The sequence below is a fragment of the Micromonospora sp. NBC_00421 genome (genome assembly GCF_036017915.1).
Taxonomy (GTDB): domain Bacteria; phylum Actinomycetota; class Actinomycetes; order Mycobacteriales; family Micromonosporaceae; genus Micromonospora.
Genome location: NZ_CP107929.1, coordinates 5,961,146 through 5,985,214 on the forward strand (window position 1 = coordinate 5,961,146; position 24,069 = coordinate 5,985,214).

Below are 24,069 nucleotides of genomic sequence, written 5' to 3' on the forward strand. Positions count from 1 at the left end.
TCGATGTCGTACGCACATCTCTTCCCGCCCTGTCTTCCACGCCTGTGCCCGGTGCCGCCGACGACTCGTTCACGCCACGCCGCCGATCCCTCGCCGCAGTGTCCGGCGGGCGGGTTCGTGACTGTTCGTTGAGAGGTGACCTCAGTGCCTGCGGATACCAGCGCGCCGCGCTACTACGTCGAACTCACTCTTCCCGGCCTGGAGATGTGGCCGGAACTTCACCTGCGGATGCAGCAGATGCGAAAGCTGGGGCACCGGATCCTGGTGCTCTCGACCGCCGAAGCCGCGCCCCTGCTCGCCGACGCGGCGGACAAGGTGGTCGTCTGCGACGACGTGTTCTCCGCGGACTCGCTCGCCGAGGCGCTCGCGCCGTACGCGGCGGACGGTCTGCGCTTCTCGATCATCGGGGACCGGACGTGGTCGGCGCAGTTCGGTGCCGCGAAGCGGCTGGGCCTGCCGTTCCCCGGGATGGTGGGCCAGCTGAACTGCCGCATCAAGCCGAGACTGCGCCGGGTGCTGGCCGACAGCATGCCGCTGCGTGCCAGGGTGTTCTCGGCGGACGAGGCCACTCCGGAGCGGATCGACGCGCTGGTGACGGAGATCGGTCTTCCCTTCGTGGTGAAGCCGATCTGGGGTGCGGCAAGCAGCTACGTCGAGTTCGTCCACGACCGGGAGGCCGCGCACGAGCTCATCGGCAGCACCTTCGCGGCGCTCGCCGAGGACCAGGACCTCAATCCCGTCGACGACGGCGACCAGGTGTGGGACCCGAAGCGGCAGATCCTGATCGAGGAGTTCATCACCGAGGGTCGGGAGCTGTCGTACGAGGCCTTCGTCCAGCACGGCCGGCTGGTGCCCCTGCTGATCCAGGAGAAGTACAAGTTCAACCGGGAGGGCAACTTCCACTTCGAGACGGCGAACCTGTGCCCCACGCCGTTCGTGACCGCCGAGGAGGAGGCGGAGATCCATCGCCAGCTCCAGGAGGCGATGACGAAGCTGGAGGTGGACGACACCTTCGTCCACGTCGAGTGCAAGTGGGACGGGGCACGGATCCGGATCATCGAGGTGAACTCCCGCATCGGCGGTGGCAGCGTGCCGAAGATGCTCAACCTGTTCCTCGGCATCGACCCACGGGAGATGACGCTCAAGCTCGCGCTGGGCGAGACCCTGCCGACGGAGTACCCACGAAAGGGTGGCTTCCTGCTCGGCGTGTTCGTCAACGCGCACGAGTCGGGGGAGTTCGTCGGCTTCGAGGGCCTCGACTGGGGCCGTGAGCGGCCCGAGTTCTCGTTCGACCTCGAATATCTCCAGCCCGGGACGGTCGTGCCGCCGCGTGACGTCAAGAGCGGTCGGGAGCGCTGGCTGTTCTGCTACGACGTCTTCTACCACTGCGGCGACCAGGCCGAGATCCCCTACCTCTACGAGGAGACGCTGCGCCGGGTCCGGTTGCGGTTCGCCGAAGCCGGCTGACCGCGGGAGCGGGACGCTGGTCGGTGCGGGCGCACCAGGCGGCGATCGTCAGCTCGGCGAGGGCAGGTCGAGCAGGCGGCCCCGCACGAGGTCGGCGATCGTCGCCTGGTGGCCCGGATCCGAGAAGTAGAAGTGCCCGCCGGGCATCTCCCGCAACTCGAACGGGCCGGAGGTCACCTCCGCCCACGCCTGTGCGGCCGACCGGTCGACCCAGTGGTCGTCGGCCCCGTGGATGGCGGTCACCGGAACGCTCAGCGGCGTGCGGGGGCGCTGCCGGTAGAGCTCCACGGCCCGGCTGTCCGACCGGAGGATCGGCAGGAGGAGCTCCCGCATCCCCGGGTCGTCGAGCAGTGCGGTGTCGGTGCCGCCCAGCATCTTCAGGTCGGCGATGATGGTGTCGTCGGTCGTCCGCACCGCGGCCGTGCCGTGCAGGGTGCTGGGTGCCCGGCAGGACGAGGCGAAGAACTGCCGCGCCGGATGGCCCTTGCCCGCCAGGAGGCTCGCCGTCTCGTAGCCGACGAGGGACCCCATGCTGTGGCCGAAGAACGCGAGTGGCAGTTCGGTGAGCTCGTGCTCGACCAGCGCCGCGGTGAGCTGCCTGGCCAACTCCTCGATGTCACCGACGAGCGGCTCGGCATGCCGTTCCATCCGGCCGGGGTATTGCACGGTGAGCACGTCGATGTCGCCCGCGAGGAGCTGCGAGAAGCCGTGGAAGTAACTTGCCGAACCGCCCGCGTGGGGCAGCAGCAGCAGTCGGCAGGCCGGACGGTCTGATCCACTGTGGTAGCGCCGCAGCCATCGGCCGGCGGGCGTCCTGACGAATGCGCTCACGCCGATTCCCGACCAATTCCAGGGGCGGACAACGGCATGGACAAGAACATCGCTTCCCCCATGTGATGTCTGCCGACAGCGCAGATGTCGTCACTTTCCACGGTGGCGATACCAGATCCGCCGTGCCGGTCCGCCGCCGTGGCCGACGCCGCTCGAACGTACAGCGCGACGACTGGCGCTGCAACCGGTCGGATCATGTTCCGCAGCCTGCGTCGTACCGCTGACCTGCGCAGTATGCGGTCGGCACCGACCGGCCGGGAGCCGGCCGGCCTCCCGGCACCGGCCGTCCGCCGACCCCGCAGCACCGATTGACACTCCTCTGCGGGCTGTGGCATCGTCCAGTTGGTTCGCAGATGAAAGATCTTCGTCCACGCATAGCTGGTCATCATGCCGCCGTCGTGGTTCCGCAGCCGCTGCTGTGAGTGCCTCTCGACCCCCGCAGGGGGTGGATTGGGGGAGTCTCCACTGTGAGGTATGGGGGAACGCCTCTCGTGGACGGTGCCGTGTGGGGCCGTCCGGAGACAAATGCCGACATTGTTAGCGGGTCGGTCCATCTCGATATGACCGAGGCTCGCCGGCGGGCCCGTGCACTGGCCGGCACGTTGCTGGCCCGGGGCCTGGATCCGGCCGCCGAGTCTCCGGTGGCCGTCTGCCTGCCCCGGTCGGCCGACCTGGCCGTCGCCTATCTGGCGGTCGCGATGGCCGGCGGTGTCATCGCGCCGATCGACCCGACGCTTCCCGAACTCCGTCGGCGTGACATCCTGCGCCAGTTGCGACCGGCCTTCGCGATCGCCGCGCCGACCGTGGCGGACGCCTTCGCCGTCGACTGCACGGTCCTCGCGCCTGATGCCTGGTCCGGGGTGACCGCGACGGACGTCGAGGCCGCGCAGCCCGCGCTGGAGCTCCCCGCTCCCGACGACCGCGCCCTCTACATGATCTTCACGTCCGGCACGACGGGCGTGCCGAAAGGTGTCGTCTGCACGGCGGCGAACCTCGAACACCTGCTGCGCTGGAGCCTCGACGACCACGACTTCGGCGACGGCGCGCGGATCTCGGTTACCGTCTCGCCCGGCTTCGACGTCTCCATCTGGGAGCACTTCGTGGCGTTCGCCGCGGACGCCTCGCTGCACGTCGTCGACGACGAGCTGCGACTCGACCCGCCGGCGCTGCGGGCGGCCTGGGCCCGGCACGACGTGACGCACTCGTTCGTGTCGCCGCAGCTGGCCGAGGAGCTCGTCGCACTTGACTGGACCGGGCAGCCGACCGCCCTGCGCGAGCTCTACGCCGGCGGGGACCGGCTCCGCAAGCGCCCCCCGCCTGACCTGCCGTTCCCCCTGGTGAACCTCTACGGGCCGACCGAGTGCACGGTGATCTCGACAGGTGGCGTGGTGCAGCCCGCCGACGACACGAACGCCGACACCTATCCCGACATCGGTGTCGGGCTGCCCGGTCTGTCCATCGCCGTCGTCGACGACGGGCTACGGCCGGTGCCGGTGGGCACCCGTGGCCAGTTGTGCATCGGTGGGCCGCAGGTGACCCGGGGCTATCTCCACGACGATGCGCTGACCGCCGAGAAGTTCCGGATGCTCGCCGGGCCGGACGGTGTCACCCGGCGGTACTACTGCACCGGTGACCAGGTCACCGAGAATCCGGACGGCACACTCCAGTTCCACGGCCGCAACGACGGGCAGATCAAGGTCGGTGGCGTCCGGCTCGAGATCGGCGAGATCGAGGCCGCGCTCATGGCACACCCCGCCGTGGACCGCGCCGTGGCGCTGACGGTCACCCACCCCAAGTCGGGCAACCTGCGGGTCGCGTCCACCATCGTCACCGGTACCGGTATCACGGCGCGGGAGATCAAGGACTGGGTCGCGGCCCGGTTGCCGCGGGCCGCGGTGCCCGCCTCGGTGCTGTTCCGCGAGCGGATGCCGCTGACGCACAACGGCAAGACCGACATGCGCGCGTTGCGCGCCGAGCACGAGGCCGCCCTGCGGGAGACGGTGGCGACGTTCGACGAGGCGGTCGACGGTGAGACCGACACCGACGACCACGCCTACGTCTTCACCGTCAATCAGGAGCAGCGCAGCCTGTGGTTCCTCTGGCACGTCGCGCCGAGGTCGCCCCGGTACAACGTCACGGCCGCGTTCGTGGTCGAGGGCGGCATCGACGAGTCGCGGCTGCGGACGGCCGTCGGGTCCGTGGTGCGGGCGCACCCCTCGGTCGTCGCGTCGTTCCGGGAGGGCCGGGACGGGGTGCTCGAGCTGGTCGCCGAGGCGAAGGCCCGGCACGCCGGCGGTGACCTGGTGCAGGTATTCGACCCGGTGGCCAACCTGGCGGCGGCGATGCGCACCGCGGACGAGCAGTACAACGAGCCGTTCGACCTGCTCAGCGGGCCGTTGATGCGGGTGGCGTGGATCCCGGTGGCGGAGGCCGACACCGCGGTCATGCAGCTCGTGCTGCACCACACGGTCGCCGACGGGGTGTCGATCCAGGGCCTGCTGGAGAAGATCACCGAGAGCTACCACGGTCGGGCCCTGGCCCCTCGGCCGGCGCGGGCCGGTGGGCACCCGGCAGGTGTCGACACCCCGCCCGCCGTCGTCGCGTTCTGGGAGAGCCGGCGCGACACCTACCAGCCGCTCGAACTGCGTCGCGAGTTCGACCCCGAGCTGGCAGACGGCAGCGCCGTCGAGATCCGGAGCACCGACCGGCTGGGCGCGCGGCTCCGGGACGCGGCGGCCCGCGCGCACACCACTCCGTTCCGTCTCATGCTGACGGCCTGGATGATCGCGGCCGGCCGGTGGACCGGTCAGGACGCGCTGACCGTCGGCGTGCCGGCGCACGGACGATCCAGCGACGACGCCTCGTCGGTCGGCATGTACGTCAACACGCTGCCGGTGACCGTGCCGCTGCGGGACCTGGACTTCGCCGACGTCCTGGCGGCGGTCGAGACCGAGTTGGCGGTGACCGACGAACACAGCGCGCCGTTCAGCGTGATCGCCCGCGCGGGACGCAGTTCGTCGGCGCTCGCGTTGGACATCGTGAACAGCACGTTCAGTCTGGAGCTTCCGCTGCGGCTGGGTATCGGCGACCGGGCCACCCGGATGCAGCCGCGCCTCGACTCGTGCCCGTACCCGTTGAGCGTCTTCGCCGATCCCCTCAGCGGCGACGAGGTGAATGTGTTCGCGCAGTTCGGCCGGGGCTGCATCGACGCGGCGGACGTGCGGGGAATGGTCTCGGCATTCCTGGCGCAGCTCGCCCACCAGGCCGACGTGACGCCCGACCGCCTCGGCGCGCCGGCGCGCGAACGGCGGCGCGCCGACGACGCCGTGGCGGCGGCACCGGCGCGACCGGCGAGCGCGGCCCTCGCCGCGGTAACCCAGACCTGGGAGAACGTGCTCGGGTTGGCCAACCTGCCGCCGGATGCGGACTTCTTCGAGTTGGGCGGCGACTCGCTGGCCGCGTTGAAGATCGTCGGTCAGCTCTCCGCCGCAGGCTATCCGCTGTCGCTCGCCGACTTCTTCCGTTGTCCGAGCATCGCCGAGCAGGCCGCGACGATGGGAGCAAACGATGGGGACCGGTGACATGGTGGCCGCCGGGGACCACGGCGCGACGGCCACCGGAAGGCCGTTCTGGCAGCGACAGCAGCCCAGCGGCATGCCCCATCAGAAGTACCGGGCCGGTGGCGACCCCGGGGTGCGGCTGGGGGTGGGGCGTTCCTGGCCGGACCGCGAGATCGACGAGGCGCCGCTGTGGGTGCCTGTCGATCTGCGCGACGGCAACCAGGCTCTCGTCGAGCCCATGACGCCGGAACGCAAGCTCCGGATGTTCCAGCTCATGGTGCAGATGGGCTACAAGGAGATCGAGGTCGGCTACCCGGCGGCGAGCGAGCTGGACTTCCGGTTCGTCCGGTTGCTGGCGGAGCGCGACCTGATCCCGGACGACGTCACGATCGTGGTGTTCACGCCGGCGCGGGAGGACGCGATCGACCGGACGATCGACTCGCTGGAGGGCATCGGGTCGGCCGTCGTGCACCTCTGTGTGGCGACCGCGCCGCTGTGGCGCGAGATCGTGCTGCGCCGCGACCGCGCGGAACTGCTCGAACTGATCGCGACCTCGGCCCACCAGGTGCAGAAGCGTTCCGGGGGTCGGCACCGTTTCCAGTTCTCGCCCGAGGCGTTCACCTCCACCGAGGTCGACTTCTCGGTCGAGGTGTGCAACCTGGTGACCGACATCTGGGAGGCGTCGCCGGACCGGCCGGTCGTGCTGAACCTGCCCGCGACGATCGAGACGACCGGGCCGAACCGCTTCGCCGACCAGATCGAGTACGTGCACCGGGCGATCGAGCGGCGGGACGGGGTGATCCTCTCGGTCCACCCGCACAACGACCGTGGCACCGGCGTCGCCGCCGCGGAGCTGGGCATCCTCGCTGGCGCCCAGCGGGTGGAGGGCTGCCTCTTCGGCAACGGGGAGCGGACAGGCAACGTCTGTCTGGTCACCCTGGCGCTCAACCTCTTCGCCCGGGGCATCGATCCGATGATCGACTTCTCCGATCTGGACCGTGCGCGGCGCGTCGTCGAGGAGTGCACGGGCATTCCGGTGCACCCGCGCCACCCGTACGGCGGCGACCTCGTCTTCACCGCGTTCTCCGGCACCCACCAGGACGCGATCCGCAAGGGTCTCGACGCGCAGTCGGCGCCGGCCGAGCCGGGGCAGGTCAAGCGGTGGCAGGTGCCGTACGTCCCGGTCGACCCGGCTGACCTCGGCCGACCGTACGACCGCCTGATCCGGGTGAACAGCCAGTCGGGCAAGTCCGGCATCGCGCACGTGCTCCGGTCGGTCAGCGGGCTGTTTCCCCCGGTCGAGCTGCAACGCGAGTTCTCCGCGGCGGTGCAGGGGGTCGCCGAGGCGTACGGTGAGATCCCGCCGCCGGTGCTGTGGACGGCCTTCCGGGAGTTGTACTTCTTCGACGAGCCGGACAACCGCGTCGAGGAATGGGTGGTGGGCGGCGACGGGGCCTACGAGGTCCGGCTGCGGCTCGGCGGCACCCCGGTCACCACCCGGGTGCCCCCCACCGACCCGGCAGCCGTCGCCGTCGCGCTGATCACGCAGGCCACCGGGTCGGTGTGCCAGGTCCGGCGGACCGTGCACCAGGTCGCCGAGGCGGGTGGCCGTACGGCGCAGGCGTGCTTCGCCGAGGTCGCGGTCGGTGACCGGACCGGGTGGGGCAGCGCCACCGGGGAGGACTCCGTACAGTCGACCTTCCTGGCCGTCCTCGCCGCACACCGGACGCTGCAACGGGCCGACGACGCAGTCGTCAGCGACGTCGACGTGGTCGCCGCAGCGTTGCGCCGGCAGCCTGGCCGGGGCTGAGCCTCGCCGGGACCGTCGACGGTGCAGCCGCCCTCCGCGTACCGCAGCGGGTACGAACTGTCAGAGGCGAACCCGCAGGCGTGCCTGCGGGCGGCCGCCGGATTCCACATCGGGAGAGATGCGTGGATCGCACAGCCCAGATTCGCCAGTTCCTGGCCGAGCACATCGCCGAGCCGGTGGCCGACGAGGACGACATCTTCGCCCGGGGGTTGGTGAACTCGATGTTCGTCGTGCAGCTCGTGGCGTTCATCGAGGAGACCTTCGACCTCCAGATCGACGGCGATGATCTCGTGTTCGAGAACTTCCGGTCGGTGAAGGACATCGACGCACTCGTGCTCCGCCTGTCCGGCTCGTGACCGTGACGCAGCCGGCCGTGGCGGACCCGAGGGTTCGCGTTCCGCTGTCCCGACCGCTTCCGGTGCGGCTCGAGGCCGAGCTGGGCAAACGGATCCACTTCATCAGTCCGGACGTCCGGGACTTCGAGTTCGTACGCGGCGACGAGGGCATCGAAGCGCTGGAGCTGACGCTCGTGCCGGATCCGACGGACAGCGTCGCGCACCTCACCGACAAGATCAACCGGGTGGTGGAGCGGGAGGTACGGGTCCAGCGCAGTTGGCGGCCCAAGGTGCTGTGGACCTCCGCGCGCCGCAGCGAGCAGTGGTCGGACCCGTTGCCCGAGATGGAGCGGGCCGGTCTGGTCCACGCGCCGGGTCCCGGCACGATGACCTTCGGCGACCTGATGATCAGGCTGGTCGACCACCTGGACCGGCAGGTACGGGCCATCGCGCTGGGCATGCCGGACAGCACCGAGTACCGGTACCCGACGCTGCTGCCGATGGACGTGCTCGAACGGCAGCACTACTTCGAGTCGTTCCCGCACTTCGTCATGTTCGTATCCCGCCTGCACAACGACGCGGACAACTACGAGACGTTCCTGCGTCGCTACCGCGAGGCCGGGCGGCGGATCACGCCGGAGATCTTCAGCCTCTGCCGGGACGACAGGTACTGCCTGCCGCCGACGATGTGTTACCACACCTTCAACCAACTGGCCGGCACCTCGGTGGACCGGCGGGTGGTGACCTCGCGCGGCAAGAGCTTCCGGTTCGAGTCCCGCTACGAGTCGGGTCTGGACCGGCTCTGGGACTTCACCATCCGCGAGACCGTCTTCCTCGGCCCCGAGGAGTACGTCGTCGACGCCCGCCGGCGGTTCCTCGAAGCGGCGTTCGCGCTTGTCGACCAGTGGGGGCTCGCCGCCCGCTGCGAGGTCGCCAACGACCACTTCTTCGGTGACGCCTCGAAGGACAGCGTGCTCTCGCAGCGGCTGATGGAACTCAAGTACGAGTTGGTCGTCGACGTCGCCGAGGGGCGCAGCATCGCGGTGGGCTCGTTCAACCTGCACGGCAGCCACTTCGGCGAGGTGTTCGACATCTCGCGCGACACCGGGCCCAGTCACACCGGGTGCGTCGGCTTCGGTCTCGAGCGCCTGGCGTACGCGTTCGTCACGCAGCACGGGACCGATGAGCGGAACTGGCCGGAGGCGGTCCGGGTGGGGGTGGCGCGGTGAGTGTCGACGGGCCGGAAGCCGACGTCCTGCGGCAGAGCCGGGAGCTGCTGGAACGGGCGGTGACGCCGAACGCCGGCGCGTGGGACCGGGCGCAGGAGATGGACGAGAAGGTCGCCGGGCTGCTCGGCGCCCAGGGCCTGCTCGTGCCGTCGCTGCCGGAGCAGGCCGGCGGCCGGGGCTTCGACATGGAGCTTCTCGGCCGCTTCAACGAGCAGGCGGGTCGCGCCTGCGGCTCCGTGCGCAACCTGGTCGGGGTGCAGGGCATGGTGGCGCACGCCCTGCACCGGTGGGCGAAACCGCCGCTGCGGGACCGCTGGGTGCCGCGCCTGGCCGCCGGTGACGTCTACGGGTCGTTCGCCCTCACCGAGCCGCTCTCCGGCAGCGACGCCCGCGCGGCGGCGACGGTCGCCGAACGGCGGGGCGGATCGGTCGTGCTCAACGGTGAGAAGTCGTGGATCAGCTTCGCCGCCCGCGCGGGCGTCTTCCTGGTCTTCGCCCGGTTGGACGGGCACGTGGCGGCGATCCTGGTGGAACGCGACACCCCCGGGGTGCACGTCACGCCGCAGGTCGACCTGCTCGGCCTGCGCGCCTCGCACCTCGCGGCCGTCCGCTTCGACGACTGCGAGGTCCCGGCCGAGCACGTCGTCGCGCAGGGGGCGCTGGCCTTCGACGCGGTGGCGACCGCGGCGTTGGACCACGGTCGGTTCAGTACGGCCTGGGGCAGCGTCGGACTGGCGGCGGCCTGCCTGGACGCCTCCCTCGACCGGGCGGTCACCCGGCAGCAGTTCGGGGCGCCCATCGGCGACCACCAGCTCGTCGCCCGCATGGTCACCCGGATGGTGTGCGCTGTCGACGCCGCGCGCATGCAGTGCGAGGCGGCGACCCGGGCGCGGGGCTCGGGCGACCGGGACGCCGTACGCCGGACGCTTATCGCCAAGTACGTCGCGTCGGAGAACGCCTTCGCGGTGGCCTCCGACGCGGTGCAGGTGCACGGTGCCTACGGGTGCTCGGCGCAGAGCAGCGTCGAGCGGCACCTCCGGGACGCCAAGATCCAGTGCGTCATCGAGGGCACCTCGCAGATTCAGGAGACACAGATCAGCCAGCTGACACTGACGTCCTGGCGGGCCGCCCAGCGCCGATCGGAAGCCCTGGGGCCCTCGGACAACGGAAGGTGACAGTCATGACCGCAGCAGTTCCCTCGCTGGTGAACGCCTGGAACGAGTGGGATCCGCTGGAGGAGATCATCGTCGGTCGCGCCGACGGGGCCGCCTTCGAGCCCGTGGAGCCCGGTTCCCGCCCCCAGCTGCGCGACGGTTCGGGTGGTCCCTTCCCCACCGGGCCGAAGCCCGACGGCATGGTCGAGGGCGCGAACGAGGAGCTCGACAACCTGGCCCAGGTGCTCAAGGGGTACGGCGTGACGGTCCGCCGCCCCGAGGCGTACGACTACACGACCTCGGTGAAGGCACCGACCTTCGAGGTGTCCAACCAGTACTGCGGGGTCTGCCCCCGGGACGTGCTGATCACCATCGGCAACGAGATCATCGAGGCCACCATGTCCCGCCGGGCGCGGTTCTTCGAGTACCTGCCGTACCGGCCGCTGATCTACCACTACTGGAACAACGACCCGAACATGGTGTGGACGGCGGCGCCGAAGCCGTCGATGGCCGACGACATGTACCGGCAGGAGTTCTGGGACTGGCCGCTGGAGAAGCGGCACGCCGAGATGCACAACTTCGAGTTCTGCGTGACCCAGGACGAGGTCATCTTCGACGCCGCGGACATGAGCCGGTTCGGCCGGGACGTGGTCGTCCAGGAGTCGATGACGACGAACCGGCAGGGCATCAACTGGCTCCGCCGGCACTTGGAGCCCAAGGGTCTGCGGGTGCACACCGTGCACTTCCCGTTGGACTTCTTCCCGTCCCACATCGACTGTACGTTCGTGCCGCTGCGGCCCGGACTGATCCTGACCAACCCGGACCGCCCGCTGCGCGACGGCGAGGAGCGACTGTTCCTGGACAACGGTTGGGAGCTGTTGGACGCGCCCACGCCGAGCACCGACAACCACGAGATGCCGCTGTACTGCCAGTCGTCGAAGTGGTTGTCGATGAACGTGCTGAGCATCGCGCCGGACGTGGTGGTGTGCGAGGAGCAGGAGAAGCCCATGCACGACCTGCTCGAGGAGCGCGGCTTCGAGGTGGTCAAGGTGCCGTTCCGCAAGGTCTACGAGTACGGCGGCTCGCTGCACTGCGCGACCTGGGACGTGCGGCGCAGCGGGGCAGCCGAGGACTACTTCCCGAACCTGAAGGGGTGAGACCGTGTACATACTCGGTGTCAACAGCGTCTACCACGAGTCGTCCGCGGCCCTGCTGAAGGACGGCGTGCTGCTGGCCACCGCCGAGGAGGAACGTTTCAACCGGGTCAAGCACGGCAAGCAGGCCCGGTCGGACAACCCGCACGAGTTGCCGATGCAGGCGATCGGCTACGTCCTCGGCCACGCCGGCATCACCCTCGCCGACGTCGAGATGGCGACCTGCGCGGCCGACCTCGACGAGATGCGGCGCGTCCACGAGGAGGGGCTGCCCTCTGCCTGGAACGACGCCGGGGACCGGGAACGGTTCCTGGCGAACGTCCCGAAGATCCCGCAGGTGCTCGCCGAGCACGGATTCCGTGGTGACTTCCGCTGGGTGCCGCACCACACCGCGCACGCCGCGTCGACGTTCCTCGCCTCGCCGTACCAGGAGGCGGCCGTCCTGGTGGTGGACGCGTTGGGCGACGACGCCTGGTCGACCCGGCTCTACCACGGGCGGGACCGCTCCCTGGAGTCGCTGCTCGACGTGCGGTACCCGGCGTCGCTCGGCTACCTGTGGGAGACCATCTCGGTCCTGCTCGGCTTCGGGGTGTACGACGCCGCGAAGGTGATGGGGCTGGCCGCGTACGGTGACCCCGCCGTGTTCAGGGACGCCTTCGACCGGCTGGCCTGGCCGACGCCGGACGGCGGGTTCGAGATGGACGCCGACGCCCTGCGCTTCGCCGAGATCATGTACTACCCGCCGAGCGCCTACCACGACCGGCTCGTCGAGCTGTTCGGGATCCCGGCGCGCCGGCCGGGCGACGACATCGCGCCGGTGCACGAGCACATCGCGGCGGCGCTCCAGGCCAAGACCAACGAGATCATGCTGCACCTGGCCGCCCACCTGCGGCGGCGTACCGGCTCGGCGAACCTCTGCCTGGCCGGCGGGGTGGCGCTCAACTGCGTGACCAACACGCTGCTGCTCGCCGAGTCCGGTTTCGAGAGCGTCTACGTGCAGCCGGCGGCGAACGACGCCGGGCTGGCGGTGGGTTCGGCGCTGTACGTGTGGAACGGCGAACTCGACAGGCCCCGGACCGAGCCGATGACGCACGCGTACTGGGGGCCGGAGTTCTCGGACGACGAGATCCGGGCGGAGCTGGACCGGCGTGAGCTGTCCTACACGGTCCCGGACGACATCGACGCGACGGTGGCGCGGCTCGTCGCCGAGGGCAGGGTGGTCGGTTACTTCCAGGGTCGGATGGAGCTGGGACCGCGCGCGCTGGGCTGTCGCAGCATCGTGGCCGACCCACGGGACCGCGCGATGCGCGAGATCCTCAACCAGAAGGTGAAGCACCGCGAGTACTTCCGGCCGCTGGCGCCGAGCGTGCTCGCGGAGGACGTCGCCGACTGGATGGAGGTTCCCGGTGACACCCTGGCTGCCGACATGATGCTGGTGACCTACCGGGCAAAGGACGACAAGAAGCCACAGATGGGGGCGGTTCTCCACGTCGACGACACCTGTCGGCTCCAGGCGGTGAGCGCTGCCACCAACCCCCGCTTCCACCGGATGATCTCCGAATTCAAGAAGATCACCGGGGTGCCGATGGTGCTCAACACGTCGTTCAACGACCAGGAGCCCATCATCTGCACGCCCGCGGACGCCATTGCCACGTTCGAGAAGACCCAGATCGACTATCTGGCTGCTGGTAGCTTTCTGGTCGCCAAGGTGTGAGGCCGACGAAGGTGACTTGATGTTCTCGCGTGAGCTTGTGATCAACAACGGGCGGAAGTTCGAGTTGCCGATCTTTCTCCCGGTCTATCAGCCACACCGGATGCAGGCCCTGCGGTCGGCGTGGACGGAGGGCCCGGAGATCGAGGGTTGCATCGTCAACTCGTACTTCCTCTACAAGCAGCGCGAGCTCCGGCAACAGCTCGTCGAGGGCCCCGGGCTGCACGACTACCTGGGCTTCGACGGGCTGGTCACCACCGACTCCGGTGCGTTCCAGGGCCTGACCAGGCAGCTCTATCTCAACAACGCGGACATCGTCCGGTTCCAGGACCGGATCGGCAGCGACATCGTCTCCCCGCTGGACCTCATCACCCCGCCCGGCGACAAGAAGGCCGTCGCCGAGGCCAAGCTCGTCTCGACCGAGAAGCGCATCGTCAAGGCGTTGGGCCTCGTCGAGCGGGGCATCCTGGTCGGGGTCCAGCAGGGGGGACGCTACGCCGACCTGCGCAAACGCAGTGTCGAGTTCCTGCGGGACCTCGGCGTGCGGTATCTCGCCCTGGGCTCGCTCGTGCCCTTCTTCAACCGCAACCACGACCTGCGGTTCGTCGGCAGGACGTCGGCGGAGGCGCGCGAGATCATCGGGCCCGACGTCCCGATGCACGTCTACGGCGCCGGTGACCCGGTGGAGCTGCCCTTCCTGGTCGCCTGCGGGGTGAACGTCTTCGACTCCGCCTCGTACGGGCACTACGCCCAGGCCGGGTGGTACATGACCCCGTACGGCGCACTCCAGGACCTGGACAAGCTCGCGGCCGGCGAGTTCGTCTGCGCCTGCCCGGTCTGCCAGGGTGAGCCGCCCCGGACGATGCCCGACACCGAGCAGCTCATCGTGCACAACCTGTGGACCATCCTGGTCACGATCCAGACGATCCGGGCCCACCTCGCCGCCGGCACCCTGCCCGGACACCTCGACGACGTGCTCAAGCTGCACGACGAGTGGTTCCCCACCAGCGCCCTGCACCGCTCGTGGCGGGAGATCGACCTTGTCTGAGCAGGGCACCCGGATCCTGGCGGAACTCGCGACGGACCTCGCCGGGGACGTGGTCCGGCGCTACCGGATCGACGAGAAGCGGGCGGTCGAGGTCATCCTCGACGAGTGGAGCCGCAACCCGAAGCTCCTCGCCGTGGCGGACGCCGCCGGCTCGGCCAAGGAGGCGCAGCGCACCCGGGTATACAAGGACGCGGCCACGCTCACCAAGAAGACGATCTACAACCGGTTGCGGGCCTACCGGTCCGAGCCGGCCACCTTCGAGACCGCGCTACGGACCCTGGTGGACCTGCCCGGGGACGCGTCGGCCGAGCAGGTCGACCAGGCCGCGACGGCGATCGCCGCCGCCCACGTCAGCACGGCCGAGCGGATGGGCCACCGCGCCGAGTTCCTCCGGGTGATCGAGGCGGCCAACCCGCCCGGCAGCCGGGTCGTCGTCGACGTCGGCGCCGGTGTGCTGCCCACCCTGCTCGGTGCCGACTGGCTCCACCGGCAGGGCATCACCCAGTACTGGGCCCCCGACAAGGACGCCAGGGCGGTGGCCGCCGTCGAGGCGTACGCGGCGAGGCTGCCGGCGGGGCTCGTCCGGCCGGCGCAGTGGAACGTGGCCGACGGCTGGGCGGCCCTGCACCAGTTGGGGCTGCCCGCGACGTGTGACGTGGCGTGGCTGCTCAAGGTGGTCCCGGTCGTCCTCCGGCAGGAGCCGCAGCTCGCCCCGGTGCTCGCCGCGGCACCTGCGGACCGGCTCCTGATCAGTGGCTCCCGGGTGGCGATGGCCAAACGGCAGAACATCGAGGCGCGGGAACGGCGGGTGGTCCAGCGGTTTTGCGCCGACCACGGGCTGCGCATCGTCGACGACCAGGTCACCGAGGACGAGTTCTTCCTGCTGGCCGAGCGCGGTTGACCCACCGCGCCCGGCCGGCAGCGACGCTCAGTAGCGGTAGAACCCCTGGCCCGCCTTGCGGCCCAGCTCGCCGTCGGCGACCTTCTGCTCCAGCAGCAGGCAGGGCTCGTACCGGTCCTGCCGGGTGCTCTCCCGCAGGTGCCGCAGGGTGAGTACGACGGTGTCCAGGCCGATCAGGTCCGCCGTCTCCAGCGGGCCCATGGTGTGCCCGAAGCAGCGCTTGAACACCTGGTCCACGACTGTCGGCTCGACCCCCTCCTCCTGCACGAGACGGGCCGCCTCGTTGAAGAAGACGTGCGAGACGCGGTTGCTGACGAAGCCCGGGAAGTCGCCCACCACGATCGCCTGCTTGCCGAGGGACCGCACCAGCTCCCCGACGTACGCCAGGCAGGCGTCCGAGGTGTTCCCGCCCCGCATCACCTCGACCGCCTCGGTGGCGTAGGCGGGGTTCATGAAGTGGATGCCGATGATCCACTCCGGCCGGGTCGTCTCGGCCGCCAGCCGCTGGATCGAGATGCTCGACGTGTTCACCCCGATGCCGACCTGCGGTGGCAGCACCGCGTCGAGCCGGGCGTACAGGTCCCGCTTGACCGCCCAGTCCTCGGTGACGTTCTCCACCACGAACTCACAGCCGGCGAGCTCGCCGAGGTCGACCGTGTACCGGACCCGCTCGGCCAGTTCGGCACGGGACAACCGGCCGAGGCCCGGCCGCAGTACCGGCGCGAAACGGACCCCCTCGGCCACCTTCGTCGCCGCCGCGGCCAGGGTCTGCTCGTCGCGGTCCACGAAGACGATCTCGAAGCCGTGCAGCAGGAAGTCGACCCCGACACTGGTGCCGATCGCGCCCGCCCCCACCACGCCGATGCGCCGCCGCACCGCTGCTGACTCGCCCATCACGCCTGGTCTTCCTTGTTGTCGTACGCGGTGGAGAACTGCTCCACGACCCAGGTGCCGAACTGCACCGGCTCGTAGTGCGGCGGGTCGTCCTCGCCGCAGCACTCCGGCACCGGGGCGATCACCGCGTCGAAGGCGGGCTCGAAGAAGAACGGCATCGAGTAGCGGTGCCGCCCGCCCGGGAACCGTACCCGGTGCCAGGTGGCGGTGTAGCGGTCGTTCGTCCAGCGCTGCATCATCAGGCCGATGTTGACCAGGAGCGTGCCGGGGATGTGCGGCGCGTTGACCCACTCGCCGTCCGGGTTGCGGACCTCCAGTCCGTCCACGCCGTCCTGCTGGACGATCGCGAGGAACCCGTAGTCGACGTGGGCGCCCATACCGAACTCGACGTCGTCGAGGCTGCGGTCCGGCTGGAACGGCGGGTAGTGCGACAGGCGCAGGTCGCACAGCTCGTCGCCGGCGTACTTCTGGAAGAACCCGGCATCGAGGCCCAGGCTGAGCGCCATCCCGGTGGCGAGCTGCTCGCCGAGCCGGGTGAGCGACGTCCACGCCTCCATCATCACCGGCCGGAACTCGGGCAGGGCCGTCGGCCACTGGTCCGGGTCGTCCAGCGGATGCCGGCCGGCGCGGGCGCTCTTCGTTGCCGCGATGGTCTCGGCGTCCCGGCCGGACAGCGGCTGGAGGTCGAGGCACTCGTGGTAGTCCCGCTTGGTGGCGGTCACCTCGGCGAGCATCGGGATGTAACCGCGGAACTGGCTCGTCTGACCGAGCCGGAGCTTCATCTTCTCCTCGATCGGCAGGTCGAAGAAGGCCCGCGTCTGCGCCATCATCCGCTCGGAGAGACCATCGGGGAGACCATGGTTGCGCACGTACAGGAACCCGACGTCACGGCAGGCGTCGCCGATGCGGCGTACCGTCTCGTCGAGTGCCTGCGGGTCCGGATCCGGGACGACCAGGGCACCCACGTCGATGACCGGGACCTCGTGGAACGTCTGCTGCCTGCTCACTTCGCCACCTCCTGCTGGTCGGCGCTGCGGGGGAAGATCTCGTGCACCCGGGCCCACTCGCGCTCGCCGACCACGAACGGCTCGACGGCGTCGCCCTTCTCACCGGGACGCAGCCACGGGTTGTCCGCCGCGACCGCGACCGCCACGTCGGTGCCCTCCGCCGCGACCGCCTCCGCCGGGTCGATGGGACGCAACACGCTGCCGAGCTCCGGGATGAAGAAGGAGATCACCGACACCCGGTCGCCGCGCAGGTTGTCGGTGTGCACCCGGTGCCGGCAGGCCGGGTAGTAACCGCCGCTCCACAACCCCATCAGCTCGCCGGTGAAGACGACACACGCGCCCGGCGGCGGCGACACCAGCAGCCACTCGCCGTCCTGGGTACGCACCTCGAGGCCGTCGGAGTCCTGGATGCTCACCGTGAGCATGCCGCTGTCGGTGTGCTCACCGAGCCGGACGTCCTCCCCCCGGTACTCGTCGGTGTCCCGGTAGTAGATCAGCCGGGAGAACCAGTGCAGGTCCTCGCCGAAGGCCGAGTCGGGCCTGCCGAGGACGTCGTGCTGCCCCATCGACCGGGCGAGCGCCTCGACGACGGTCCGGCCGACCTGCGACACCCACTCCGTGTAGCGGTCCACGGCAGGCCGGAACCCGGGCAGCCGGGCCGGGTCGGGCCACTGGTTCCCGCCGTACATGACGAACCAGTCCTGCGGCTCGACGTCGGCCGGCGGGGTCGCCTCCCGTCCGAACTCCCAGGACTCCTTCAGGTCCGCGATGCCGTTGGTCGACTCCTCACGCGGCGCGACGAAGCCCCGGTAGTGCGGCGAGTGCCGGACGCTGATCGCCGACTTGACCTCGTCCGGGGCGTGGAAGAACCGGCGCGTCTCGCCGAACAGGTCCTCGAAGGTCTCCGCGCCGATCCCGGGTCGCAGGTCGAGGTAGAAGAGGCCGATCTGCCTCGTCGCCTGCCGTACCGCCGTGACGGCATCAGGGTCGTGGGCGGCCAGCGCACCGATGTGCACGGTCGGAATCCTCATGATGTCACCTCCTCGATCTGTCGTAGCGAAGTGTGCGGACCGGCGACGACGGCCCGCACCGTCGCGACGAGACGATCCGTCCAGTCGGCCACCTGCGCGGCGTCGTACACGTCCGTGCGGTAGTCGACAGTCAACTGCATGTGGTCACCCGACTCGATGAGGTCGAACCGGAGGTCGACCAGGGCCGCGCGGGCCGGTACCGGGCGGAACCGCGCGGACAGGCCCTGGAACTGCGGTGCCGCCACCGTGTGGTCGAGGTTGAAGACGGTACGCAGCGGGAAGACCCCGTCGCCGCCCAGCAGGTCGGCGAGGTCGGCGAGCGGCAGCTGGTGCGCGAGGCCGTCGAGCACCGACTGCCGCAGGGCACGGTGGTGGTCCTGGAGCGTGCCGTCGCGGTCGAGCCGGCTGCGGATCGGCAACATCTCGGCGCAGTAGCCGACGACGGAGACACCACGCGGATAGTCGCGCCCCGCCACCGGCACCCCGATCACGACGTCGTCGGTACCGAACTGGTGGTGCACCACGAGGGCGTACGCGGTGAGCAGGACCTGGAACGGCGTGCTGCCGAACTCCCGCGCGGCCTTGTGCACCGCTGCGGTCAGCTCGGCGTCGACGATCGCGAAGTGCCGGCCGCCCGCGTCGTCCTGCCCGACCGGCGCGGAGTACGGGGAAACCCCGGCGAGGGCCGCCTGCCAGTACGCCCGCCCACCCGCCACGTCCCGCAGCGCGAGCTGGGCGAGGTGGTCGGTGTACTGCACGGCCGGCCCGGTCGGGCCGGTGCCGCCGTACGCCGCCGCCAACTCGTCGAGCAGCACGGTCATCGAGATGCCGTCGGAGACCAGGTGGTGGGCGTACAGCACCAGGTGCCGCTCCCCGCCGCCCTGGACCAGGAGGAACCGGGTCAGCGGCCCGGTGGCGAGGTCGAACGGCGCGGTGAGCAGGTCCTGCCACCACTGGGCGTAGGACTGCGCCGTCCCGTCGAGGTCGACGACCTCCAGCTGCGGCGGCGTACCGCGCAGCGGCCGACCGTCGCGGAACACCACGCGCAGTGCCTCGTGCCGGTCCACGACGGAGTCGACCGCCCGCCGCAGCGCCCCGACGTCGACCGGACCGGACAGCTCCACGTCCTCGGCCACCGTCCAGTCGGGGGCCTGGGGCATGGCGGCGGACCGGGCCAGCAGCGCCGCCTGCGCCGGGGCGACCCTCGGTGGAACCTCGTCGGTGACGAACCCACCGCCCCGCATGGCCAGCACGGCCTCGGTGGCGGCGGTGACGACCCGCTCCACGTCCGCCCGGGTGTGCGCGGTCGACAGGAAGCAGGTCCGGCCCTCCCAGAGGTAGATCCCCCGCAGCAGCAGGTGGAAGTGGAACACCTCCATCGCCAGCGGCTGGTAGGCGTAGCTGGCGTTGCCCTTCCAGGTGAACCGGAACAGTGACCCGTAGTGCAGCACCCGGATCGGCGCACCCTCCCGGCGGAACATCGTGTTCAACGTGGTGGCCAGGTATTCGGTCTCGGCGTTCAACCGGTCCTGGAGGGCGCCACCCTGCTCGCGGAGGTGCCTGAGCATCGCCAGCGTCCCCGCCACCGTGGCCGGGTGGTTCTCGAAGGTGCTGCCGATGTAGGTGGTCTCCGGCACCGCCTGGCCGGGGCCGTCCTGCCAGGCACCGCCGTCCACGGCGTCCAGGTAGCGGGCCGCACCGGCGACCACCCCCACCGGGTGACCACCGCCGATGCACTTGCCGTACGCGGCGAGGTCGGCCTCGACGCCGAACCACTCCTGCGCGCCGCCGAGCCTGACCCGGAACCCGGTGATCACCTCGTCGAAGATCAGTGGAACGCCGGTCCGTGCGGTGATCTCACGCAGCCGGCGCAGGAACGCCTCGGGCCGTACGCCCGGGTTCCGGCTCTGCACGGCCTCGACGAGCACGCCGCCCAGCTCGTGGGCGTGCTCCTCGATGATGCTCAGCGACCGTTCGCTGTCGTAGGGCAGGATCAGCGCGTCGGCGGCGGCCGACGGCGAGATGCCGGGCGCCATCGGCACCGAGACGAGCGGGTCGCCGTGCACGTCGGGCAGGGCCAGCACCCGGTCGTCCTGACCGTGGTACGAGCCGGCGAACATCACGAACCGGGACCGGCCGGTCGCCGCGGCGGCCACCCGCAACGCGCCCCGGACCGCGTCGGTGCCGCTGACCGTGAAGAAGGCCCGTTCCTTGCCGGTGAGCTCGCAGAACAGCCGGGCCACCTGGTCGGTGCCGTCGACCACCGGACCGACCGAGATCCCCCGGGCGGCCTGCTCGGCGACGGCCTCGGCGACGAACTCGGGATCGTGCCCGCAGAGCAGCACCCCGAAGCCCATCGCGAGGTCGACGTAGTCGTTGCCGTCGATGTCGGTGAGGTGCGATCCGGCGGCGCTGTCCGCGACGATCGGATAACAGGCCCGCCGGGTCTCCGGGCGTACCGTCCGCATCCGGGTGTCCACCCGGTACGCCCGGTGCGTGCGCGCCCGTTCGAGCGACCCGGCGGTCCGGGCGGTGAACGCGTCGAGCAGTTCGTCGAGGTGGTGGCGTTGCTCGTCGGTCAGCTCGGACCGGGCGGCCTTCGCCACTGTCGGCACCCCGGCGGCGACCGGCGACGGGGGCGGCCCGGAGCGTGCCGCCGTCCGGTCGACCGTCCCCGGCGTCCGGGGGGCGGGCGCGGCGGGCACCGGGGCGCCGCCGAGCAGGTCGAGCTGCCGGTTCATCAGCGCGATCTGCGCCTGGACCAGCTCCCGCAGCCCGCCGTCGGCACCCGGCTGCGCCGTCGGCCGCACCGGTTCCAGCTCTCCCACCGGCCCGGCCGGTTCCACCTGCCCGACCGGCACGGCCGGCTCCGTGGGCCGCTGCGGTGCGGGCGGACGACCGTGCGCCCGGAGGTCGTCGGCGAGGGCGGTGACGCTGTCCAGCCCCTCGAAGAGCTGGCCCACGTTGAGCCGCACGCCGTAGCGGTCGTTGACGTCCTGAACGAGCCGGGCCATCACCAGCGAGTCGGCTCCCAGCTCCAGGAACGAGGCGGTCGGCGACAACAGGTCCGCCTCGGTCTCGAGGTAGTCGGCGAGCTGCTCGACGACGAACCGGCCCGGATCGTCCACCGGCCCGGACACCACCGCCGGCCCGGATTCCGCCGACCCGGGCACCACCGCCGGTGTCGGCAGCGCCGCTGCTGCCGACACCCGGTGCGGTACGGGTGCGGCGTCCGCCGGTGGGCGGGCCGGTGCCGGCTCCACCCAGTGCCGGCTGTGCTGGAACGGATATCCGGGCATGCTCACCGGGGTCCTCCCTGGCCCGTGCAGGCCGTGCCGGTCGAGGTCGACGCCGATCGTGTACAACTCCACGGCGGCGGCGGCCAACTGCTTGCCGTCGTCGACGTTCTGCACCAGCGACGAGGCCCAGACGATGGGCGTGCCGGTCCAGTTCTGCCGCCCGAGCAACGTCAGCACCGGTGCCGCGCTCACGTCGAGGGCCACGTCGCAGCCGTGTCCGACGAGCGACCGCACGCTGTCGGTGAACCTCACCGGCTCGCGGAGCTGCCGGCACCAGTAGTCGGCGTCGATCCGGTCCACCACGGCACCCGTCACGTTCGAGATGAGCGGCACGGTGGGGGGCGCGTACGTCAGCCGGGCGGCGAAGGCCCGGAACTCGTCGGTGACCGCGTCGACCATCGGGGAGTGGGGTGCGTGCGGCACCGTCACCGTACGGTGTTGCAGGCCCCGCTCACCGCAGGCGACCAGGGCGGCGGCGACACCGTCGCGGGGGCCGGCGACGAGCGTCTCCCGTGGGCCGTTCCAGGCGGCCACGGTGACCTCGTCGATCCCGGCCAGTGCCGCCTCCACCTCGGCGGCGGGGGCGAAGACGGCAGCGGTGCGTCCCCGGCCACCCGTGGCGGTGTCGATGAGCTGGGCCCGGTGTGCCACCAGGGACAGGCCCTCGGTGAGCCCGAACACCCCGGCCACCTGCGCAGCGGCGAACTCACCAGTGGAGTGGCCGAGCACGACCGACGGCTCGACACCCCGGGCCTGCCAGACCCGGGCCAGCGCACACTCCACGGCGTACACGGCGGGTTGCGCGTAGCGGGTCTCGTCCAGCCGGGCGTCCGGCTCGTCGGCATAGAGCAGGTCGACCAGCCGGACCTCCCAGCCGGCGTGCTCGCTCAACCAGCTGTCGCAGGCTTCGACGGTGTCCCGGAAGACGGGGTCGGCGGCGTAGAGCCCGCGACCCATGCCCGGGTACTGCGATCCCTGGCCGCCGAACAGGAACGCGACCACCGGGCGGCGCTTGGCCTCCCGCTGTCGGACCCGGGCCTTCCGACCGTCGAGGTGCCCGCCGAGCTGTTCTGCGGCGGCGGCACCGCTGGTCGCCGAGAGCGCCAGCCGGTGCTGGTCGCCGGCGTACGCGGCGGAGGCGGCGCAGACGTCGGCGAAGGCCTCCGGGGTCTGCGCGGCGGCCAGCACCGGCACCACCCCGCCCGCGAGCGTCCGCAGCGCCTCCGGGGTACGGGCGGACAGGGTCAGCACCCGGTGCCCGCCGGCCGGGGCCACCGGCACGGCACGCTGCGGTGCCCGGCCCACCACGACGTGGGCGTTGGTGCCGCTGAACCCGAAGGAACTCACCCCGGCCAGCTCGCCCGCCAGGTCGGTGCTCTCGGTGGGCACGGTGACCGGCGTGGACTCCCAGTCGACGTGCGGGTTGAGCCGGCGGAGGTGGGTGGCGGGCGGGATCTCCCCGTGCCGCAGCACCAGGATCGTCTTGATCAGCCCGGCGATGCCCGCCGCGGCCTCCAGGTGCCCGATGGTGGCCTTGAGCGCGCCGACCGGCAACGGCCGCGAGCGGTCGCCGAAGACGGCGGTGAGCGCGTCCGCCTCGACCGGGTCGCCCAGGGCGGTGCCGGTGCCGTGCGTCTCGACGTAGCCGATCTCGTCCGGGGTCGCGCCCGCGTTCGCCAGGGCCGAGCGGATCACCGACTGCTGGGCGAGCCCGCTGGGCGCGGTCAGGCCGTTGGTCCGGCCGTCCTGCTCCACCGCGCTGCCCCGGATGACCGCCAGGATCTCCTCGCCGTCGGCGAGCGCCTCGTCCAGCCGGCGGAGGACAAGCACGCCGCAGCCCTCACCCCGGCCGTAGCCGTCGGCGGCGGCGTCGAACGCCTTGCACACCCCGTCCGGGGCCAGCGCGCCACCGTCCATGAAGGCGGTGAACGTCTCCGGCAGCAGCAGCGCGTTGACGCCACCGACCACCGCGAGCTCGGATTCGCCGGAGCGCAGGCTCGACACCGCCAGGTGCACCGCGCTCAGCGACGACGAGCACGCCGTGTCGAGGGAGATGTTCGGACCACGCAACCCCAGGTGGTACGAGATCCGACCACCCGCGACGCTGCACGCGTTGCCGGTGACGCCGTACATCGCCGTGCTGCCCGCACCCTGCCGTTCGGCCAGCCGGGCGTACTCCGACTCGGCGATGCCGACGAACACCCCGGTGCGGGTCCCGGCCAGTGTCCTCGGGTTCCGGCCGGACGACTCCAGCGCGTGCCAGCTCACCTCCAACAGCAGGCGCTGCTGGGGATCCATCTGCCGGGCCTCACGGGGTGAGACGTTGAAGAACCCGTGGTCGAAGCCGTCCAGGTCGGGCAGGAAACCGCCCCGGGCCCGCCACGGACGCCCCTGCGCGTCCACCGGCGGGGTGTCCCACCGCCCGGCGGGCACGTCCCCGATCGCACTGCGACCCTGCCGTACCAGCTCCCAGAACTGCGCGACATCGGCGGCGCCCGGGAAGCGGCAGGCCATGCCGACGACGGCGACGGGCCTGGTCGCGGCGCCCTGCAGTTCGGCGACGGACGCGCGCAGGGTGCGGATCGTCCGGGCCGCCTTGCGCAGCCGGTCGAGATCGTCGGAACTCTCCGTCGACAAC

At 71.0% G+C, this 24,069-nt stretch carries 15 protein-coding genes; 10 read left to right on the forward strand and 5 right to left on the reverse strand.

Annotated features, from left to right (window positions below):
* The first annotated feature begins 144 nt into the window (after window positions 1-144).
* Window positions 145-1,467, forward strand: a complete 1,323-nt coding sequence (locus tag OHQ87_RS25535; protein ID WP_328341901.1) for an ATP-grasp domain-containing protein — start codon at window positions 145-147, stop codon at window positions 1,465-1,467.
* Between the two features lie 48 nt (window positions 1,468-1,515).
* On the opposite strand, the gene OHQ87_RS25540 is transcribed toward OHQ87_RS25535, so the two are convergent.
* Window positions 1,516-2,298, reverse strand: a complete 783-nt coding sequence (locus OHQ87_RS25540; RefSeq protein ID WP_328341903.1) for a thioesterase II family protein — start codon at window positions 2,296-2,298, stop codon at window positions 1,516-1,518.
* A 503-nt stretch (window positions 2,299-2,801) separates the two neighbouring features.
* Here OHQ87_RS25540 and OHQ87_RS25545 point away from each other — a divergent pair.
* The 9 genes from OHQ87_RS25545 (at window position 2,802) to OHQ87_RS25585 (ending at window position 15,200) form a co-directional block, all read left to right on the forward strand.
* A complete protein-coding gene (locus OHQ87_RS25545) occupies window positions 2,802-5,879 on the forward strand; it encodes an AMP-binding protein (protein WP_328348995.1) in 3,078 nt (1,025 codons plus the stop codon).
* Window positions 5,866-7,668 (forward strand): 2-isopropylmalate synthase, encoded by a 1,803-nt coding sequence (locus tag OHQ87_RS25550; RefSeq protein WP_328341905.1) that lies wholly within the window; start codon window positions 5,866-5,868, stop codon window positions 7,666-7,668. Before OHQ87_RS25545 ends, OHQ87_RS25550 begins: the two co-directional genes overlap by 14 nt.
* Window positions 7,669-7,790: 122 nt before the next feature.
* Window positions 7,791-8,024 (forward strand): phosphopantetheine-binding protein, encoded by a 234-nt coding sequence (locus tag OHQ87_RS25555; RefSeq protein WP_328341906.1) that lies wholly within the window; start codon window positions 7,791-7,793, stop codon window positions 8,022-8,024.
* A 2-nt stretch (window positions 8,025-8,026) separates the two neighbouring features.
* On the forward strand, window positions 8,027-9,232 hold the full coding sequence (locus OHQ87_RS25560; protein WP_328341908.1) for a hypothetical protein: 1,206 nt from the start codon (window positions 8,027-8,029) through the stop codon (window positions 9,230-9,232).
* Complete coding sequence (locus OHQ87_RS25565) at window positions 9,229-10,407, forward strand: acyl-CoA dehydrogenase family protein (RefSeq protein ID WP_328341910.1); 1,179 nt, start codon at window positions 9,229-9,231, stop codon at window positions 10,405-10,407. The genes OHQ87_RS25560 and OHQ87_RS25565 overlap by 4 nt, the downstream gene beginning before the upstream one ends.
* Before the next feature lie 5 nt (window positions 10,408-10,412).
* Window positions 10,413-11,543, forward strand: coding sequence for an arginine deiminase family protein (locus OHQ87_RS25570; protein WP_328341912.1), 1,131 nt, complete (start codon window positions 10,413-10,415; stop codon window positions 11,541-11,543).
* 4 nt (window positions 11,544-11,547) lie between these two features.
* On the forward strand, window positions 11,548-13,254 hold the full coding sequence (locus tag OHQ87_RS25575) for a carbamoyltransferase family protein (RefSeq protein WP_328341914.1): 1,707 nt from the start codon (window positions 11,548-11,550) through the stop codon (window positions 13,252-13,254).
* Between the two features lie 19 nt (window positions 13,255-13,273).
* Complete coding sequence (locus tag OHQ87_RS25580) at window positions 13,274-14,299, forward strand: tRNA-guanine transglycosylase (protein ID WP_328341916.1); 1,026 nt, start codon at window positions 13,274-13,276, stop codon at window positions 14,297-14,299.
* A complete protein-coding gene (locus OHQ87_RS25585; RefSeq protein WP_328341918.1) occupies window positions 14,292-15,200 on the forward strand; it encodes a hypothetical protein in 909 nt (302 codons plus the stop codon). The genes OHQ87_RS25580 and OHQ87_RS25585 overlap by 8 nt, the downstream gene beginning before the upstream one ends.
* A gap of 27 nt (window positions 15,201-15,227) precedes the next feature.
* Here the strand turns inward: OHQ87_RS25585 and OHQ87_RS25590 are convergent, their stop codons facing one another.
* Genes OHQ87_RS25590 through OHQ87_RS25605 form a run of 4 tightly spaced genes read right to left on the reverse strand, consistent with a single transcriptional unit; the run spans window position 15,228 to window position 24,068 of the window.
* Window positions 15,228-16,094, reverse strand: coding sequence for a 3-hydroxyacyl-CoA dehydrogenase family protein (locus tag OHQ87_RS25590; RefSeq protein WP_328341920.1), 867 nt, complete (start codon window positions 16,092-16,094; stop codon window positions 15,228-15,230).
* Window positions 16,094-17,101 (reverse strand): isopenicillin N synthase family dioxygenase, encoded by a 1,008-nt coding sequence (locus OHQ87_RS25595; protein WP_328341921.1) that lies wholly within the window; start codon window positions 17,099-17,101, stop codon window positions 16,094-16,096. The genes OHQ87_RS25590 and OHQ87_RS25595 overlap by 1 nt, the downstream gene beginning before the upstream one ends.
* Window positions 17,098-18,132 carry an isopenicillin N synthase family dioxygenase gene (locus tag OHQ87_RS25600; RefSeq protein ID WP_328341922.1) on the reverse strand — a complete coding sequence of 345 codons (1,035 nt, stop codon included), beginning with the start codon at window positions 18,130-18,132 and terminating at the stop codon, window positions 17,098-17,100. The genes OHQ87_RS25595 and OHQ87_RS25600 overlap by 4 nt, the downstream gene beginning before the upstream one ends.
* Window positions 18,129-24,068, reverse strand: coding sequence for an aminotransferase class III-fold pyridoxal phosphate-dependent enzyme (locus tag OHQ87_RS25605; protein ID WP_328341924.1), 5,940 nt, complete (start codon window positions 24,066-24,068; stop codon window positions 18,129-18,131). The genes OHQ87_RS25600 and OHQ87_RS25605 overlap by 4 nt, the downstream gene beginning before the upstream one ends.
* Window position 24,069 lies beyond the last annotated feature (1 nt).